Genomic DNA, 17,090 nt, shown 5'->3' with positions numbered 1-17,090 from the left:
GGGTTGTGTGCCAACTAAGGTTGGCACCTACCAGAGCGGTGTGGCGGTCACAGCAAGCCTTCGCGCTTCACCGACAGGTAGCGTTCCACCAGGGCGGCGGGCAAGGCATCGGCGGTGACGTCCAGCACCATTACTTTTTCGGCGCGCAGGGCGTCGTGGGCCTGCGCGCGCTGCTGCAGGTACAGCGCGGTGGCCCCGGCCTGGGCGGCGTCTTCCAGCGTGTTCACTTCGCCGTCCAGCACCGCTTCCAGCTCGCGTTCGCGCAGGCTGGCCACGCACACCAGGTGGCGGCGCTGCAGCAGGCGCACGGCGGCCAGCAGGTCTTCGATATCTTCATCGCGCACGTTGCTGACCAGCATCACCAGTGCGCGCCGCTGCTGGCGCAGCGATACCTCGGTGGCGGCGGCCAGGTAGTCGGTGGCCACCGGCTGCGGCTGCAGGTCGAAGCTGGCGCGCAGCAGGTGCTGCACCGTGCCCATGCCACGCTGCGGTGCCACCCAGCGGCGCTCGCCGCCAGCGGCGAACAGGCCCACCGCATCGCCCTGGCGCAGGGCCAGGTAGGCCACCACCAGCGATGCATTCAAGGCATGGTCGAAGTGCGAAAGCCCGCCCTCGCTGGCCAGCATGCGCCGGCCACTGTCCAGCATCAGCAGCAGCTGCTGGTTCTTCTCGTCCTGGTACTCGCGCGAGATCAGCTTGCGCGCGCGTGCGGTGGCCTTCCAGTCCAGCTGGCGCAGGCTGTCGCCGGTGCGGTACTCGCGCATCTGGTGGAAGTCGGTGCCTTCGCCACGGCGGCGCTTCACGTGTGCGCCCACCAGCCGCGAGGCCTGGTCGGCACTGAACAGGGCGAAGCGGGTGAGCGGCACGAAGTTCGGGTAGACCCGCACCTCCAGCGCCGGCGGCAGCGTGCGCTGCTGCCACCACAGCCGCCACGGTGAACGCAGGCGCAGGTGCACGCCATCGAAGCGGTAGCGCCCGCGCTGCGGCGGCTGCACGTGGTAGTGCAGGGTGCTGGCATGCCCAGCGCGAAGCTGCAGCCGCTGCGGCAGGTCTTCCACGGGCCAGCCGCCGGGCGCCAGGTCGAACACCTGCACGTACTGCGCGCGCGCGGCCTGCAGGCGCAGGCCCACCTGGCGGCGCACGCCCAGGGCCAGCGCTTCGGGCACCTGCCGTTGCACCTGCGGCGACGGCTGCCGGGCCACCCGCCAGGCATCCAGCAGGGCCAGCAGCAAAGCCGCCAGCCCCATCGCGGCCCAGCTCCAGCGCGGCAGCAGGCCGCCCAGCACCGTGCCGCCCAGCGCAGCCCAGGCCAGCAGCACAGCCAGCAGCAGCGGCGCAGGCCTCATCGGCGCGGCGCTTCCACCTTGGCCAGCAGGGCGCCCAGTACGTCGTCCGGGCCCTGGCCTTCAATCTGCAGTTCCGGTGCCAGCGCAATGCGATGGCGCAGGGCAGGGCGTGCGATGTCGCGCACATCGTCGGGGGTGACGAAATCGCGCCCGGCCAGTACCGCCTGCGCGCGTGCGGCACGCACCAGGGCAATGCTGCCGCGCGGGCCGGCGCCGACCGCGATACCCGGCCAGGACCGGCTGGCGGCGACGATGCGCACGGCGTAATCAATCACTTCATCGTCCACGGTGATCGCCGCCGTGGCCTGCTGCAGCGCCAGCAGTTCGCCGGCGCCGAGGACGCGCGGCACCTGGCTCAGGTCGAAATCGCTGGCGGCACGGCCGTGGGTGATCGCCGCCACCATGCGCTTCTCATCGTCCAGCTGCGGGTAGTCGATCAGCACCTTCAGCAGGAAACGGTCCAGCTGTGCTTCCGGCAGCGGGTAGGTGCCTTCCTGTTCCAGCGGGTTCTGCGTGGCCAGCGCCATGAACGGCGGCGCCAGGGTGAACGCCTTGCCTTCGATGGTGACCTGGCCTTCCTGCATCACTTCCAGCAGGGCCGACTGGGTCTTGGCCGGCGCACGATTGATTTCGTCGGCCAGCAGCAGGTTGGTGAACACCGGGCCGCGACGGATCCGGAAGCTTTCGCTCTTCGGGTCGTACACCGCGTGGCCGCTTACATCGCTGGGCATCAGGTCCGGGGTGAACTGCACGCGCCCGTAATCCAGTTCCAGCGCCTGTGCCAGGGCGCGCACCAGCAGGGTCTTGCCCAGCCCGGGTACGCCTTCGATCAGCACATGGCCGCCGGCCAGCAGGGCCACCAGGATCTGGTCCAGTACATCGCTCTGGCCGATGAAGGCGCGGCCTACCGCTTCGCGGATGGCATCGACGCGTTCAATCAGGCGGGCGGCAGCGGCGGACGGAAGCTCAGGGGCATCGGTCATAGCAGGGATCTCATCTGGAGCAGCAAGCGGATGCGCTCGCGCAGGGCGGAGGAATCGTTGGCGGCAGGCACGGTCATCGCGCTGGTCACGAGTGTTACAGGCCAGTGCAGCAGTTCGGCAATGGCATGGTCGCGCGCGCTGCCGTCCAGGGCGGCGGCCACCGGCGCGCGCAGGCGCAGCCGGTGCAGGAACAGCGCCTGCACCGCGCGGTACAGGTGTGGCCCCTGGCCGAAGCGCAGCAGCAGTTCGCCGCTGGCGCGCACGTGTTCCAGCAGCGAGCGGCGTTCCACCACCGGCGAAGGTTGCGCACTGCCCAGGCGCTGCGAGCGCGCCCACAGCCAGCCCAGGATCGCCAGCAGCAGCGGCAGCCACACCGGCCAGCCCTGCAGCACGATGCGTGCGAACAGCGTGGGCGGGCGCTTGCCGTAGACCAGCCAGACCGTGCCGCGGCCATAGTTCGGGTCCAGCAGGTAGCGGGTCAGGTCGCGGTGGGACAGGTCATGCAGGCCATCGCGCAGGCGCTCGCCGGCATTCAGCACGCGCCGTTCCGTGTTGGTGCCGGCGCCGGTGCCGCGCATGAATTCCATGTCGGCCAGCACATCGATGCGGCCCTTGCCGTGGCGCAGGCGCGCGAACACCAGGTCGCCGTCGTTGCCCCAGCGCCGTTCGGCAGTGGCGGCGGCGCGGAAGCCCAGCGAGAAGCGGCGACCCTTGCAGAACTCCACGTGGTCGGGATCATCGGCCACGTGGAAGCGCTGGCATCGGCTGTCGTGGAACAGGCTGTCCACGCCGATGCGGTCCAGCAGCGGACCTTGTGTGGTGCTGGTGGTGTCCTTGCGCCGGGCGGTGGCCGGTGGTGGCGTGCGCAGCAGCAGATGACCACCTTCGCCCACCCAGTCCAGCAGGGCCTGCGCGGTATGCGGCGCCAGATCGCGCGTGTCCTGCAGCAGCACCAGGGTATCGCCCGGGGCCAGCGCCATGTCGCGCAACTGCAGCTGCTGTCGGGTCTGTACCTGCAGGCCGTCGGCACGCAGCGCCTGGCCCAGCACGTACAGCGGGTTGAAGCTGGCCTCGCCCTGCGGAGGCAGCACCAGGGTCTGGCTGACCTTTTCGTGGGTGCGCAGGAACAGGATCGTCAGCGGCACGCCGAGTACGATCAGCGCACCGAGCAGCAGCGACCAGAACAGGCGCGGCTTCATGCCTGCCACCGGAACTGCTGCTGCAGCGCAGCCGACAGTGCGTCGAAATCACTGCGGGCGGGAAGGCGACCGCCGTAGGCGGCGAACTGCCACATGCGCACGATGCGCGCGAACAGCTCACGGTCGCTGGCTTCGGGCATGCGCCGCGAGGCGCGCAGGCACTGCGCTTCGGTGGCGCCAGGCGGCAGCACCACGCCGCTGCGGTCCACCACGGTGCCCACGCTGGCGCGATACAGCAGGGCCAGCGCCTGGCGCGGGCGGCCTTCGTCCCACAGCCGTGCAGCCTGGGTGGCCACGTCCGGCGGCAGGATGTCAGGCAGCAGGATGCTGTCTTCGCGGACGGCCGGCGCCGTTCCACCCTTGCGCCGACCGCTGCCGCGCAGCCACGGCAGCCACAGCCGCGCGGTCAGCAGCAGCACAAGCACCAGCAATCCCAGCCCACCCCACAGGCCCCACTCGGCCACGCGTGCCACCCAGCGGCGCGCATCCTGGCGGGCCTTGCGCGCGCGCTCAGCGTCGGTGTCCGGCTGCAGTTCCTTCTTTTCCTTCTTTTCCGCGTCGTCGCGGTCGATCGGCTGCCATTGGCTGACCTCGCGCAGCGGCCGCTGCAGCGGATCTTCGTAGGCGCGGTTCACCGCCTGGCGGAAGCCGGCGGTGTCCACCGGCGCATCGCCGAAGATCACCGCCGGGGTGTTGGCCGGATCCTGCGCGGCGCTGGGGCGCTTGCGGGTGGGCTTGTCGCTCTGCTCCGTCGCGGCCGTGGCCGGGCGGGCATCGCTGTCCTGCGCGTGGGCCGGTGCCAGCGGCAACGCCAGGCACAGCAGCAGGACCAGCGACGACGCGGCCGGCAGCAGGCGCTCCCGCAGCCGGCGCAGGGCCATTTCCACGTCCCAGGCTTCCATTTCCGTGCGCCGGTTCAGATACAGCCCGAAGCCGGCGCCGACGTACAGCGGGCCGATCAGCGCCGACGCCAGCCAGCACAGCAGGTTGAACACCAGCAGCGCCCACGGCGGTGGCGCCACGCGCAGCATCTCCCACGCCGCACGCCACGAGTCGGGCAGCAGATCCAGCGGAATGAACAGGAACGCCGAGGCGATCGCACCCAGCACCAGCACCAGTTCGAAGCCCAGGCACAGGCAGCACAGGATCAGGGCCGCGCCGCCCGCGCCGGACACCACTGCGCGCCGCCGTGGCCCGCGCTGTTCCGGTGCATTGCCCTCCAGCAGGTTCACCGGCAGGCACAGGCTGCGCAGCCCACTGAAGCGGCGCCAGCCCAGGTAACCCCAGAAGCCGCTGTTGCCCCAGTGCCGCTGCGCACGCAGCGCCGCACGTGGCGCCACCTGTTCGCCGAAGATGCCGCGCGAGAGCACGTACAACGGCGCGCGCTCGAACAGCGGTTTGCACCACCACATCAGCAGCCAGGCCCAGCCGAACGCATCCAGCCACCAGGCCAGCGCATTGAACAGTACGAACAGCGGTGCGCTGGCCAGCAGCCAGCTGCCCCACACGCTGCGTGCGTGGCGGCGGGCCAGGGCCATCCCCAGTTCCATCGCCTCCCAGCTGCTGCGGGCGCGCAGCGCGACGTTCAGATGTTCAATCCGCACGACTGCCCCCACGCCCACCGCGCCACAGCCACAGCAGCACGCCGGCCCATAGCAGGCCGGCCACGCTGAACTTCAGCCAGGCCGGAATATCGGCGATGGACGACCAGAAGGCCTCCACGAAGGCGGCCAGCAGCAGCATGAAGGCCACGCCCAGGCACAGGCGTGCGCCGATGCGACCGCCTTCCACCAGCGCGTCCACGCGGCGCTGCCGGCCCGGTGCGAGCAGGCGCATGCCCAACTGCAGGCCCGCACCGCCCGCAATCACGATGGCGGTCAGTTCGAAGGCGGCATGCCCGACCACGAAGCGCCAGAACGGATCGCCGTGGCCGATCTGCTGCAGGTGGCCGGCCACCGCACCGATGGTGACCCCGTTGAACAGCAGCACCAGCAGCGTACCCAGCCCGGCCAGCAGGCCGCTGGCGAAGGTGCGCAAGGCAATGCCGATGTTGTTCAGGATGTAGTAGCCGAACATCATCCAGTCGGTACCGCTGTCGCGGCCCAGGCGGTCGGCCGAGGGGTCGTACATGCGTTCCATGCTGGCAATCTGCGCGTTGTCCATCAGCAGGTACACGCTGTCCGGGTGCCACTGCACCAGCACGAAGCAGGCGATGGCCGGCACCGCGAACATGGCCAGCGCCGCCCACATGCTGCGCGCCTGGCTGCGCACCAGCAGCGGGAAATCGGCCACCAGGAATTCCAGCGCACGCCGCCAGCGCGTGGGCGGCGTGCGGTACAGCACGTCGTGGCCCTGCTGCATCAGGCCTTGCAGGCGCTGCACCAGCTGCGGGCTGTAGCCGCGCTCGCGGGCCAGGGCCAGTTGCTGGCACAGCCGCCGGTAGCGCTGGGCGAAGGCGGTATCGCCGGGGTCTGCACTGCCCACGGCAGCGCGGCGCCGGCGCAGCAGACCTGCGCGCTGCTGCAGCCACTGTTCCAGTGCATGCCATTCCTGCTGGTGGCGGGCGACGAACTGTTCCTGTTTCATCGACGGCCCAGCAGCCAGTTGGCCATGGCGTACAGGCGCAGCACACCCACCTGGCCGTTGGCGCCGGTAAGCGGCTGGGCCAAGCCGGCCAGTTCCTGCTGGCGTGCCGGCGACAGCCGTGGCGCGCGCTCGGCGAAGGCCATCACGGCGGTCTGTTCTTCCGGCCGCAGCGGCTGCGCCGGGGCCAGCACGCTGTCGATGGTGACCGGCGGCGGCAGGTAGAACGGCGGCGCGTGCACCACCACGGTGCCGGCCACCAGATCGCCCAGGCGCCGCCCATGCGGATCGAACAGGCAGCTGACCAGGCCCAGCGCGTAGGCGAAGGGCAGCATGTCCACGGTGCGCAGCAGGTTGCGGGTGACCGCGCCGGCCCAGCCCAGCGGCGCGCCATCGCGCATCACCACGCGCAGGCCCAGCGCACGCTTGCCGGGGGTGCGGCCCCACAGCGCTTCGCAGACGATGGGGTAGGCCCACATCAGCAGGAACATGATGGCCAGATAGATGCCGCGGCCGAACTCTTCCAGCAGCGCCAGCGGAATGGCCAGCACGAAGCCGGTGCCCACGCGGATGCCCAGGTCGATCAGCCAGGCCAGCGCACGCGGCATCGGCCCGGCGGCCGGCAACTGCAGCAGCACGCCTTCGGGCGTGACCACCTCGCGGTAGGTATCGAGCATGGGCGCGGCCATCAGGGCGACGGTCGCAGGTGTGGGCGCTGGAGTCCTCTCCGGCGTGCTGCCACGGGCATGGGCGGGGTCTCGACGGTTCCTGGTCGGGCCCCGACTTTAGCAGAGCGTGGTGGCCGGCGAGAGGCTCAACCCAGGTATTCGTCCTTCAACCGCACGTAGTGGTCGGCCGAGTAGTGCAGCGATTCGATTTCCTTGTCGCTGAGCGTGCGTGCCGGCCGCGCCGGGTTGCCCACCCACAGTTCGCCTTCGCCCACCACCTTGCCCGGGCCGACCACCGCGCCGGCGCCGACGAAGGCGTGGCGGGCGATCTGCGCGCCGTCCAGGATGCAGGCGCCCATGCCGATCAGGCTGTAGTCGCCAATGCTGCAGGCATGGATGATGCAGCCGTGGCCGACGGTCACGCCTTCGCCGATCAGGGTGGGGTAGCCGGCCTTGTTGTAGGGGCTGTGGTGGCTGACGTGGATGATGGTGCCGTCCTGCACGTTGGTGCGCGCGCCAATGCGCACGTAATTCACGTCACCACGGATCACCGTGCCCGGCCAGATCGACACGTCGTCGGCCAGTTCCACATCACCGATGAGGGTGCATGCCGGATCGATGTACACGCGTTCGCCGAGTACGGGCATCTTGTCGCGGAAAGGGCGCAGCGGGTTCATCGGTGTCTCCAGCATTCGGGGGCATTCGCGACGATGATACGCGCGCCGCTGCATCGGTAGCGCCGGGCCATGCCCGGCGGATGTTCGCGCGCCGCTGCGCTCGCCGGGCATGGCCCGGCGCTACCGCCTATGCCGGCGCGTGCGCGGCCAACATCTGCCGGAACATATCGTCCAGCCACGCCGCATCCCCATGCCCTGCGGGCAGTCGTGGGCCTTCGGCGCGCGCAGCCAGTTCCGTATCGATGTAATCACTGATGGCGGCGATGCGCGGCCCGGCGGCGACTTCGGCGCTGGCGCGCTTGACCACCAGCAGCGCATCGATGGCCTCACGCACCGGGCCGTGCGGCAGCAGCCGGTCCAGCAGGTCCTCGAAGGCCATCGGCGGCGGCGTCTGCTCGTGTTCGATCCATTGGCAGGCCAGCAGCGGGCGCAGTACGTACAGGTACTTCTTGGTGCGCACCGTGTCGCCACGCAGGTAGCCGCGATGGTTGGAACGGGCCATGTTGAAGTAGTGCCACCAGGTGCCCAGCGGCGAGTAGAAGCGTTCGGCGGCCTGCCACAGCTGGGCCACGGCAGCGGCATCCTGCTGGTAGATGATCGGCGAGCGCAGCCATTCGATCAGGGTCGGGTTGGACTTGGACACCAGCCGCAATGCCTTGCGCAGGTCCCAGCCGCTCACGTCCAGCTCGTCGTCGATGGGCAGCTCGATCACATCGCGATGCGCCTCATCGGGGCCGGTGGCTTCATTGACGCTCAGGTACCACGGCTGGCGGTGCACGTAGATGAAGCGCGCATCGTAGTCGCTGTCCGGCGACGAGAAGCCCCAGCCACGGCTGCCCGATTCGCAGGCCAGCAGCACGCGCACGCCATGCGTGCGCTCGATGTCGGCCAGGGTGGAAAGGATGGCGGCGCGCTTGTCCGGCGCGATGGGGTGGATGTCGTCCATGCAGAGCAGATTCGTAGAGTCGAGCTTGCTCGACTGTAACGCACGCGTGGCGCATGCATGCGTGTCGACCAAGGTCGACACCTACCAACCTGTTCCGGTAGGTGTCGACCTTGGTCGACACGCAGGCAGGGGGGATTACGCCACGCGGCCGCGGCGGGCGCGTTCCAGATGCACCAGCAGCAGCGAGATCGCTGCCGGGGTCATGCCCGGAATGCGCTGGGCCTGGCCGATGGTCTGCGGACGCACGCGTTCGAGCTTCTGCAGCGCTTCGGCCGACAGGCCGCGCACGATCGCATAGTCGAAATCCTGGGCGATCGGCGTGGCTTCATGCCGCTGCTGGCGCTCGATCTCCTCGCGCTGCCGGTCCAGGTAGCCGGCGTACTTCACGCCGATCTCCACCTGTTCGGCCACCTTGCCATCGGCCACGGCCGGGCCCAGCGACGGCACCTGCATCAACTGCGCGTAGTCCAGCTCCGGGCGCTTGATCAGGTCCAGTACGTTGGTTTCGCGGCTGACGGCCACGCCCAGCGTTTCCTGCACCTCGCGGCCCAGCGCGTTGGCCGGGGTGGCCCACAGCGCGCCCAGTCGCGCGCGCTCGGCAGTGACGGCGGCCTGCTTGGTTTCAAACGCACTCCAGCGGCGGTCGTCGACCAGACCCATCTCGCGGCCGACCGGGGTAAGCCGCTGGTCGGCGTTGTCTTCGCGCAGCTGCAGGCGGTATTCGGCGCGGCTGGTGAACATGCGGTACGGCTCGTTGGTGCCGTGGGTGATCAGGTCATCCACCAGCACGCCCAGGTAGGCCTCGTCGCGGCGCGGGCACCAGCCGCCCAGCCCGCGCACCTGGCGCGCGGCGTTCAGACCGGCCAGCAGACCCTGCGCGGCAGCTTCTTCATACCCGGTGGTGCCGTTGATCTGGCCGGCGAAGAACAGGCCGTTCACCAGCTTGGTTTCCAGCGAGGCCTTCAAGCCGCGCGGGTCGAAGAAGTCGTATTCGATGGCATAACCGGGGCGGGTGATGTGCGCGTTCTGGAAGCCGACGATGCTGCGCACCATCTCCAGCTGCACGTCGAACGGCAGCGAGGTGGAAATGCCGTTGGGGTAGATCTCGACGATGCCCAGCCCTTCGGGTTCCACGAAGATCTGGTGGCTGGCCTTTTCGGCAAAGCGCACCACCTTGTCTTCGATGGACGGGCAGTAGCGCGGGCCGATGCCTTCGATCTGGCCGCTGTACAGCGGCGAGCGGTGCAGCGCGTCGCGGATGATCTGGTGGGTCTGTTCGGTGGTGTGGGTGATCCAGCAGCTGACCTGCTGCGGGTGCTCATCCACCGAACCAAGGAAGGACATGACCGGCCGCGGCGTGTCGCCGGGCTGTTCGTCCATCACGCTGTAATCCAGTGAACGGCCATCGATGCGCGGCGGCGTGCCGGTCTTCAGGCGGTCCACCTGGAACGGGCGTTCGCGCAGGCGCGCGGCCAGGGTGGTGGCCGGCGGGTCGCCCATGCGACCGGCGGCGTACTGGGTGGGGCCCACGTGGATCTTGCCAGCCAGGAAGGTGCCGGCGGTCAGCACCACGGCTTCGGCGTCGAAGCGCAGGCCGGTCTGGGTGATCACCCCGCGCACGGCATCGCCTTCGATGACCAGGTCATCCACGGCGGCCTGGAACACGGTCAGGTTGGCCTGGCCTTCCACAATGGCGCGGATCGCCATGCGGTACAGGTTGCGGTCGGCCTGGCAGCGGGTGGCGCGCACGGCCGGGCCCTTGGAGGCGTTCAGCGTGCGCCACTGGATGCCGGCGCGGTCGGCCGCGTGGGCCATGGCCCCGCCCAGCGCATCGATCTCCTTCACCAGGTGGCCTTTGCCGATGCCGCCGATGGCCGGGTTGCAGCTCATCGCGCCCACCGTTTCGATGTTGTGGGTCAGCAGCAGGGTGCGCACGCCGGTACGGGCCGCGGCCAGCGCGGCCTCGGTGCCGGCGTGGCCGCCGCCAATGACGATGACATCGTAACGATGGAAGGACGGGTTCATAGGGGGCAGGTCAGCAAAGGGAGCGGGCGCGCCGGGGGCGGCCAGGGTGGCGATTTTAGCGCCAATCGGCCGGGGGCGACGGGGGCGCCAGCAGGCTGGAGTGAAATCAACCCTAAAGTTGGCAGGAAAGTTGCAGATAACCCGATAGCACCCATCGTGGCTGGCGCTCATGGCGTTGGTGACCGGATTGGAACAGGGGCCGGTACAGGCGCACGATGGGGAAGCAGGGGGCCGGTGGTCGGGGGACTGCCGGCCCCGTTTTTTTCCCGGCCGCAGATGGCGCTATCCACGCATGGCGTGGATCTACTGGCAGCATCAAAACGAACGGCCCCGCAGTGCGGGGCCGTTTGTCTTGCAGAGGTGCCGACATCCGACAGGGCCGGAACAGGGGGGATCCAGATGTTCCTGTCGGATATCGACGTAGAGCGTTTGGTCACGGCCCTAACGTTTTTGTCACATTGTGACGCGGGCCGTCACCACCTGCGTAGAGTGAGGCTTGAACCGGGGGAAATGCAAGATGGTTCAGGGCTCAACTGTGCGCTGCGTCCCACGATCGAGATTGCGCCATGGGGAACCGTTCATCCTGGGCGCGGCGGGACGCGGCGGCGGACCGGCCGGACGCGCCGGGCGGGCTGCTGGTGCCGGACGCTGGACCGCCTGCGGCGGGCGCTGCATCGAATCCAGGTTGCGCCAGGGCGAGCCGCCGTTGTTCTCGCGGGGCGGCCGCGGCGGACGGTTCTCACCGCCATTGCCCGGGCGCGGCGGCGGGCGATGGTTGTGCGGCGGCGGGCGGTAGATCGGCCGCGAATAGTACGGATTGCCATAGCCGTAATAGCCATAGCCGCCGTAGTACGGGTAGCCCGAATCGTAGGGATAGCCGTAGGGGTAGCGGTACTCCGTCGAGGGCGCACCGTGGTAGTAGCCGCCACCGCGGCCACCGCCAACGTAATCGTAGGTAGCGCAGCCGGTCAGGGCCAACATCAGGCCACCGGCAAGCAACAGGCGCAGTTTCATGTGGAGTCCCCCCAAGGACGGGTGTAGTGCCAGCTTCGGGCGCGCGCGTTGAATCGGCCCTTAATCCCGCCGGCCAGAATGAATGGCGGTGAAGGGCTGCATGCTGGCACGGCAGCCGGCATCGCCGCCAGCGCGGGGGCTTACGTTAACCTTGCGTCATGAGCGATTCACTGTTGCCTACCCCCGCCGATGTGCTGGCCGCCGCAGCGCGCATTGCGCCGCATGCCCATGTGACCCCGGTGCTGCGTTCGCACGCGCTGGATGCGCTGGCCGGGGCGTCGTTGGCGTTCAAGGCCGAGCACCTGCAGCGCGGCGGCGCGTTCAAGTTCCGTGGGGCATGCAACGCGGTGTGGTCGCTGCCGGAAGATCGGGCGGCGGCGGGCGTGGTGACCCATTCGTCGGGCAACCACGGTGCCGCGCTGGCGCTGGCGGCGCGCACCCGCGGCATTCCCTGCCACGTGGTGGTGCCCGAGGGCGCGGTGGCGGCCAAGCTGGCCAACATCGCCCGCCATGGCGCCACGCTGTGGCGCTGCCCGCCCACCATTGCCGACCGCGAGGCCACCTGCGCGCAGGTGCAGGCCGATACCGGCGCGACCCTGGTGCACCCGTATGCCGACCCAGCCGTGATGGCCGGGCAGGGCACCGCGGCGCTGGAACTGCTGCACAGCGATGGCCCCTTCGATGTGCTGGTGGTGCCGGTGGGCGGCGGTGGCCTGGCCTGCGGCACCGCGCTGGCCCTGCAGCACGCCAGCCCGCACACCCGCCTGGTGCTGGCCGAACCGGCCGGGGCCGACGACACCGCGCGCTCGCTGGCCGCCGGCACCCGGCAGGGGCCGTTCACCCCGGACACGTTCTGCGACGGCCTGCGCACCCTGGTCGGGGTGCCCAACTTCGCCCTGCTGCAGGCCGCCGGCGCCGAGGTGATCGTGGTGGATGATGCCGCCACGCTGTCCGCCATGCGCCTGCTGTGGGAGGTGCTGAAGCAGGTGGTCGAACCGTCCTCGGCTACGGTGCTGGCCGCGGTGCTGGCGCAGCCGCAGCGGTTTGCCGGCCTGCGCGTGGGCCTGGTGCTGTCCGGTGGCAACGTGGACCTGCCGGCACTGCGCTGGGAGGCGGCGTGAGCCGCGGCCGGCACCGTGCCCGCACCGGCCTGCTGGGCTGGCTGTGGCGGCTGTTCGTGCTGGTGGTGGTGTGGTTGCTGGGCGTGACCGCGTGGATTGTCTGGGTGGGCGAGCGCGACCAGGCGGCCAAGGCGGACGCGATCATCGTGCTGGGCGCGGCCGCCTACGACGCCAAGCCGTCGCCGGTGTTCGAAGAGCGCATCCGCCATGGCCTGGATCTGTACCAGGCCGGCTATGCGCCCTTGCTGATCTTCACCGGTGGCTATGGTGGCAGCGGCGCGCGCTTTTCCGAATCACAGGTGGCGCGCCGTTATGCACTGAAGCATGGCGTGCCCGATGACGCGATCCTGATTGAAACCGCCTCGCGCAATACCGTGCAGAACCTGGTGGAAGCCAAGCGGCTGATGGAGCAGCGGCACCTGCAGCGGGTCATCATTGTCAGCGACCCGCTGCACATGGCCCGCGCGCTGCGCCTGAGCCAGGCGATGGGGATTGAAGCGCTGGCCTCGTCCACGCCCAGTACGCGCTTCCGCAGCTTCCATACCAGCTGGCGTTTCCTGTTGCAGGAAATCTACTTCTTCCACCGCGACCTGGTGCGCCCGCCGTTGAGTTCGCCGGGTAATACCTGAGCTGTTGCCGCTTCGCTCGCCGGACATGGCCCGGCGCTACCCAGACTGCGCGCCCGGTAGCGCCGGGCCATGCCCGGCGGCGCCTTTGGATCAGGGCTGCTTGCGGCGGATCGGGATGGCCGACACGGGTACCGATGCAATGTCGTGGCCGCCCTCGCGGATCGGTGCGCCGGGGTCCGGTGCCCAGGCGTGGGCGTAGATCACTTCCCAGCTGCTGGGCAGCTTGCCATCGGCGCGGCGCAGGGGTTCGTAGGCCGCGGCGGCGGCGGCGAAGCGGCCGCGTCCGGTCAGGGTATGGCGACGGTCCACGCGGGCGTTGGTCGCGCCCATTGCGCGCAGCTCGCGCATCAGCGCGGGCAGGTCGTCGTAGGTCAGGGTGAACAGATCGCGGTCCAGCACCGGGTCGCGGAAGCCGGCCATCATCAGTGCATCGCCGAACTGGGCGATCTGCGCGAAGCGGCTGACATGCGGGCGGTCATCGGCGGCGGCGAACGCTTCGTTGAGCTCGATCAGCGTTTCCGGGCCAAAGGTGGAACACAGCAGCAGGCCACCCGGCTTGAGCACGCGGCGGAAACCGGCAAACACCGCCGGCAGGTCGTCCAGCCACTGCAGGCACAGGTTGCTGAAGATCACATCGACGCTGTTGTCGGCCAGCGGCAGCGCGGCGGCATCACCGCACAGGCGCTGGAACGGCTTCCACCAGCCGGCCTGGCGCTTGGCCTGGCCCAGCATCGGCAAGGCCACGTCCAACGCGATCACCTGCGCCTTCGGCCAGCGCTTCTTCATCAGCGCGCTGGCGTGGCCGGTGCCCGAACCAATGTCCAGCACCACCGCCGGCGTGCGTGCTTCCAGGTAATCCAGCGATTCGATCAGCCGCGACTGCACTTCGCGCTGCAGGGCAGCGGCGGCGTCGTAACTGCTGGCGGCGCGGCCGAAGGCGCGGCGGACGTGGCGGGCATCGAAGTGGGACGGCATTGCAGAAGTCTCTTAGAACGTACCGGGGTAGGCGCCGCCGTCGATCAGCAGGTTCTGCCCGGTGAGGTAACCGGCCTGTGCGCTGCACAGGAAGGCGCAGGCGGCGCCGAATTCGTCCGGCGTGCCGAAGCGGCCGGCGGGGATCTGCTGGCGGCGGCGCTCGGCCACGGCCTGCGCGTCGCCGTCCTGGCCCGCTGCATGGGCGAAGTTGGCGCGCAGGCGGTCGGTGTCGAACTGGCCGGGCAGCAGGTTGTTGAGGGTGACGTTGTGGCCGACCGTGCGCCGGGCCAGGCCAGCGACGAAGCCGGTCAGGCCACTGCGCGCGCCGTTGGACAACGCCAGGGTGTCGATCGGCGCCTTCACCGATGAAGAGGTGATGTTGACGATGCGGCCGAAGCCGCGCGCGATCATCGCGTCCACCGTGGCGCGGATCAGCGCGATCGGCGCCAGCATGTTGGCGTCCAGCGCGGCGATCCAGTCGTCGCGTTCAAACGTGCGGAAATCGCCGGGCGGCGGGCCACCGGCGTTGGTCACCAGGATGTCCACCTGCGGGCAGGCGGCCAGCGCCTGGGCACGGCCGGCGTCGGTGGTCACATCGGCAGCCACCGCGCGCACTTCGCCGGCACCGGGCAGGGCGCGCAGTTCGTGGGCGGCGGTCTGCAGGGCGGTTTCGCCACGGGCCACGATCACCACGTTCACGCCCTCGGCCACCAGCGCACGCGCGCAGCCCAGGCCCAGCCCCTTGCTTGCGCCACATACCAGTGCCCAGCGGCCGGAAATACCCAGATCCATGCGTCAGTCCTGCATCGTTCGGAAGGCGCTCATTGTCTGCCATCGGCCGGTGACAGGCCGGCAACGAAGTGTTGCAGGGCAGCGGCCACCTGATCGGCGTGGCCCAGGAACGGCGCATGGCCGCCGTGGGCGATGGTCAGTGCCTGCGCACCCGGCGCGAGTGCCGCGGCGGCCTGCATGGCGGCCGGTGACACCAGGCGGTCGCGCTGGCCGGCGATCCACAGGCTGGGTCTGCCCAGCGCCGGCAGGGCGCCGCGCAGGTCGGTGCTTTCCAGCAGGCGCAGGCCTTCCAGCAGGGCGCGCTCGGTCGGCGCGCCACGTTCCACCAGGCGCTGGCGCAGGGTGCGCAGTTCCTCGCGGGCGTGCGCCGAGCCCATCACGTCCAGGGCCAGGAAGCGCTCAAGGGTGCCGGCGAAATCGGTCGCCAGGTCGCGCCCGAACTGCTCGAACACCGCCGGTTCCACGGCATGTGGCCAGTCGTCGCCGCGTACGAAGCGCGGGGTGGCCGCGATCATCGCCAGCCCGCGCACCTTGGGCAGCGTCGCTGCGGCGTGCAGTGCGAACAGCCCGCCCAGCGACCAGCCGCACCACACCGCCGGCGGGGTGGCCGCGGCAATCGCGTTCACCACGTAGGGCAGGCGCAGCGGTGTGGCGTCGTCGCGGCTGTGGCCGTGGCCGGGCAGGTCCACCACGTGCAGGGTGAAGTGCTGGGCCAGGCGTTCCACCAGCGGCGCGAACACGCCGCCCTGCAGGGCCCAGCCATGGATCAGCACCAGGCCCGGCCCGCGGCCGGTGACATCGATATGCATGCGGGGCCCTGCGTGTTTCAGGCGATGGCGCGGTCGAACGGCAGCGACGGCGGCAGCGGATCGGGGGCGAGGGCGGCGCGGCCGACCTGGTCGCGCGCGCTGGCAATGGCGTCCACCAGGCCGCGCACCTGTTCGGGCGTATGCAGCGCCGACAAGGTGACGCGCAGCCGCGCCTTGCCTTCGGGCACGGTGGGCGGGCGGATGGCACCGACCAGCCAGCCGGCCTGTTCCAGCGCCTGCGACATCGCCACGGCGGTGTGGTCGTCGCCGCACAGCAGCGGCTGGATCGGCGTTTCCGAGGCCATTACATCCAGCCCGTGGCGACGTGCTTCGCCGCGGAACAGGGCAATCAGATCGGTCAGGCGCTCACGCCGCCAGTGGTCGCGACGGGCCAGGCGCACCGCTTCCAGCGCGGCGGCGGCCAGGGCCGGCGGCAGCGCCGTGGTGTAGATGTAGGGGCGCGCGGTTTCGGCCAGGTGTTCAATCAGGTCGTCGCGGCCCAGCACCAGCGCGCCGGCACCGCCCAGCGCTTTGCCCAGGGTAACCAACTGCAACGGCACATCGTCCACGCCCAGCCCGGCGCTGGCCACGGCACCACGGCCGTCGCCCAGCACGCCCACGCCGTGCGCATCGTCCACGTAGAACAGCGCCTGCTGCAGGCGCGCCACCAGGGACAGCGCACGCAGCGGCGCGATATCGCCATCCATGCTGAAGACACCATCGGTGGCCAGCATGGCCGCGCCATCGGGCGCGTGCTTGAGCTGGCGCATGGCGCCTTCCGGGTCCAGATGCGGGTAGCGGCGCAGGCGTGCGCCGGCCAGCCGGGTGGCATCGAGCAGGCTGGCGTGGTTCAACTTGTCCTGCACGCAGACATCGTTCTCTTCGCTCAGCAGCGCCTGCTGCACGGCCAGGTTGGCGGCGAAGCCACTGCCGAACAGCAGGGCGCGCGGGTAACCCAGCCAGTCGGCCACTTCGCGTTCCAGTGCGTCGTGCAGCGCGTGGTGGCCGCAGACCAGGTGCGAGGCACCGGCACCGGCGCCTTCGCGTGCGGCGGCGTCCTGCAGGGCGTTGACCACGCTGAACTGCTGGGCCAGGCCCAGGTAATCGTTGCTGCAGAAGCCGGTCAGCCAGCGCCCGTCAACTTCCAGGCGCACGCCATCGCGGCGCGACACCGTGCGCCGGGGGCGGCGACGGCCTTGGGCATCGCGCAACGCGCGCTGGGCTTGAAGGCGGGCGGACAGGTCGGGGCGGGCCATGGTGGCTACGGGCGACGACGGGGCGGCTAGGGTAGCGCGTTGCCGCGGCGGCCGCTTGTGCCCCGCA

General features: G+C 70.1%; 16 protein-coding genes. 2 read left to right on the top strand and 14 right to left on the bottom strand.

Annotation, left to right across the window (positions count from 1 at the left end; all coding sequences use genetic code 11):
- Positions 1–47: 47 nt before the first annotated feature.
- The 10 genes from C1932_RS18735 to C1932_RS18690 form a co-directional block, all read right to left on the bottom strand.
- Positions 48–1,346, bottom strand: a complete 1,299-nt coding sequence (locus C1932_RS18735) for a DUF58 domain-containing protein (RefSeq protein WP_108763180.1) — start codon at positions 1,344–1,346, stop codon at positions 48–50.
- Positions 1,343–2,329 carry a MoxR family ATPase gene (locus C1932_RS18730; protein WP_108751245.1) on the bottom strand — a complete coding sequence of 329 codons (987 nt, stop codon included), beginning with the start codon at positions 2,327–2,329 and terminating at the stop codon, positions 1,343–1,345. The genes C1932_RS18735 and C1932_RS18730 overlap by 4 nt, the downstream gene beginning before the upstream one ends.
- The gene (locus C1932_RS18725) at positions 2,326–3,528 is read right to left on the bottom strand and encodes a DUF4350 domain-containing protein (protein ID WP_108763179.1); all 1,203 of its coding nucleotides are present in this window, start codon (positions 3,526–3,528) and stop codon (positions 2,326–2,328) included. Before C1932_RS18725 ends, C1932_RS18730 begins: the two co-directional genes overlap by 4 nt.
- Positions 3,525–5,132 carry a DUF4129 domain-containing protein gene (locus C1932_RS18720; RefSeq protein ID WP_108763492.1) on the bottom strand — a complete coding sequence of 536 codons (1,608 nt, stop codon included), beginning with the start codon at positions 5,130–5,132 and terminating at the stop codon, positions 3,525–3,527. Before C1932_RS18720 ends, C1932_RS18725 begins: the two co-directional genes overlap by 4 nt.
- A complete protein-coding gene (locus tag C1932_RS18715) occupies positions 5,122–6,114 on the bottom strand; it encodes a stage II sporulation protein M (RefSeq protein ID WP_108763178.1) in 993 nt (330 codons plus the stop codon). Before C1932_RS18715 ends, C1932_RS18720 begins: the two co-directional genes overlap by 11 nt.
- Entirely contained in the window at positions 6,111–6,800 is a 690-nt protein-coding gene (locus tag C1932_RS18710; RefSeq protein WP_108757471.1) for an RDD family protein, read from the bottom strand. Before C1932_RS18710 ends, C1932_RS18715 begins: the two co-directional genes overlap by 4 nt.
- A gap of 125 nt (positions 6,801–6,925) precedes the next feature.
- Positions 6,926–7,456: a gamma carbonic anhydrase family protein gene (locus tag C1932_RS18705; RefSeq protein ID WP_108763177.1), complete on the bottom strand. Its 531-nt coding sequence runs from the start codon at positions 7,454–7,456 to the stop codon at positions 6,926–6,928.
- Positions 7,457–7,583: 127 nt separating this feature from the next.
- On the bottom strand, positions 7,584–8,402 hold the full coding sequence (locus C1932_RS18700) for a nucleotidyltransferase domain-containing protein (RefSeq protein ID WP_108763176.1): 819 nt from the start codon (positions 8,400–8,402) through the stop codon (positions 7,584–7,586).
- A 135-nt stretch (positions 8,403–8,537) separates the two neighbouring features.
- The gene (gene mnmG, locus C1932_RS18695) at positions 8,538–10,427 is read right to left on the bottom strand and encodes a tRNA uridine-5-carboxymethylaminomethyl(34) synthesis enzyme MnmG (protein ID WP_108763175.1); all 1,890 of its coding nucleotides are present in this window, start codon (positions 10,425–10,427) and stop codon (positions 8,538–8,540) included.
- Positions 10,428–10,949: 522 nt separating this feature from the next.
- Positions 10,950–11,441: a hypothetical protein gene (locus tag C1932_RS18690; protein ID WP_108763174.1), complete on the bottom strand. Its 492-nt coding sequence runs from the start codon at positions 11,439–11,441 to the stop codon at positions 10,950–10,952.
- Between the two features lie 158 nt (positions 11,442–11,599).
- Between C1932_RS18690 and C1932_RS18685 the strand changes: the two genes are divergently transcribed.
- Positions 11,600–12,562 (top strand): pyridoxal-phosphate dependent enzyme, encoded by a 963-nt coding sequence (locus tag C1932_RS18685; RefSeq protein ID WP_108763173.1) that lies wholly within the window; start codon positions 11,600–11,602, stop codon positions 12,560–12,562.
- Positions 12,547–13,191 (top strand): YdcF family protein, encoded by a 645-nt coding sequence (locus C1932_RS18680; protein WP_164275080.1) that lies wholly within the window; start codon positions 12,547–12,549, stop codon positions 13,189–13,191. The genes C1932_RS18685 and C1932_RS18680 overlap by 16 nt, the downstream gene beginning before the upstream one ends.
- 90 nt (positions 13,192–13,281) lie before the next feature.
- On the opposite strand, the gene bioC is transcribed toward C1932_RS18680, so the two are convergent.
- The 4 genes from bioC to bioF are packed head-to-tail and all read right to left on the bottom strand — an operon-like array spanning position 13,282 to position 17,023.
- Positions 13,282–14,166, bottom strand: a complete 885-nt coding sequence (bioC, locus tag C1932_RS18675; RefSeq protein ID WP_108751234.1) for a malonyl-ACP O-methyltransferase BioC — start codon at positions 14,164–14,166, stop codon at positions 13,282–13,284.
- A gap of 12 nt (positions 14,167–14,178) precedes the next feature.
- The gene (locus C1932_RS18670) at positions 14,179–14,958 is read right to left on the bottom strand and encodes an SDR family oxidoreductase (protein WP_108763172.1); all 780 of its coding nucleotides are present in this window, start codon (positions 14,956–14,958) and stop codon (positions 14,179–14,181) included.
- Positions 14,959–14,987: 29 nt separating this feature from the next.
- Positions 14,988–15,767: a pimeloyl-ACP methyl ester esterase BioH gene (gene bioH, locus C1932_RS18665; protein WP_108763171.1), complete on the bottom strand. Its 780-nt coding sequence runs from the start codon at positions 15,765–15,767 to the stop codon at positions 14,988–14,990.
- 17 nt (positions 15,768–15,784) lie between these two features.
- On the bottom strand, positions 15,785–17,023 hold the full coding sequence (gene bioF / locus C1932_RS18660; RefSeq protein WP_108751231.1) for an 8-amino-7-oxononanoate synthase: 1,239 nt from the start codon (positions 17,021–17,023) through the stop codon (positions 15,785–15,787).
- Positions 17,024–17,090 lie beyond the last annotated feature (67 nt).

This window comes from Stenotrophomonas sp. YAU14D1_LEIMI4_1, from assembly GCF_003086815.1.
Classification (GTDB): Bacteria; Pseudomonadota; Gammaproteobacteria; order Xanthomonadales; family Xanthomonadaceae; genus Stenotrophomonas.
This window is presented reverse-complemented; position numbering and strand designations above follow the sequence as displayed.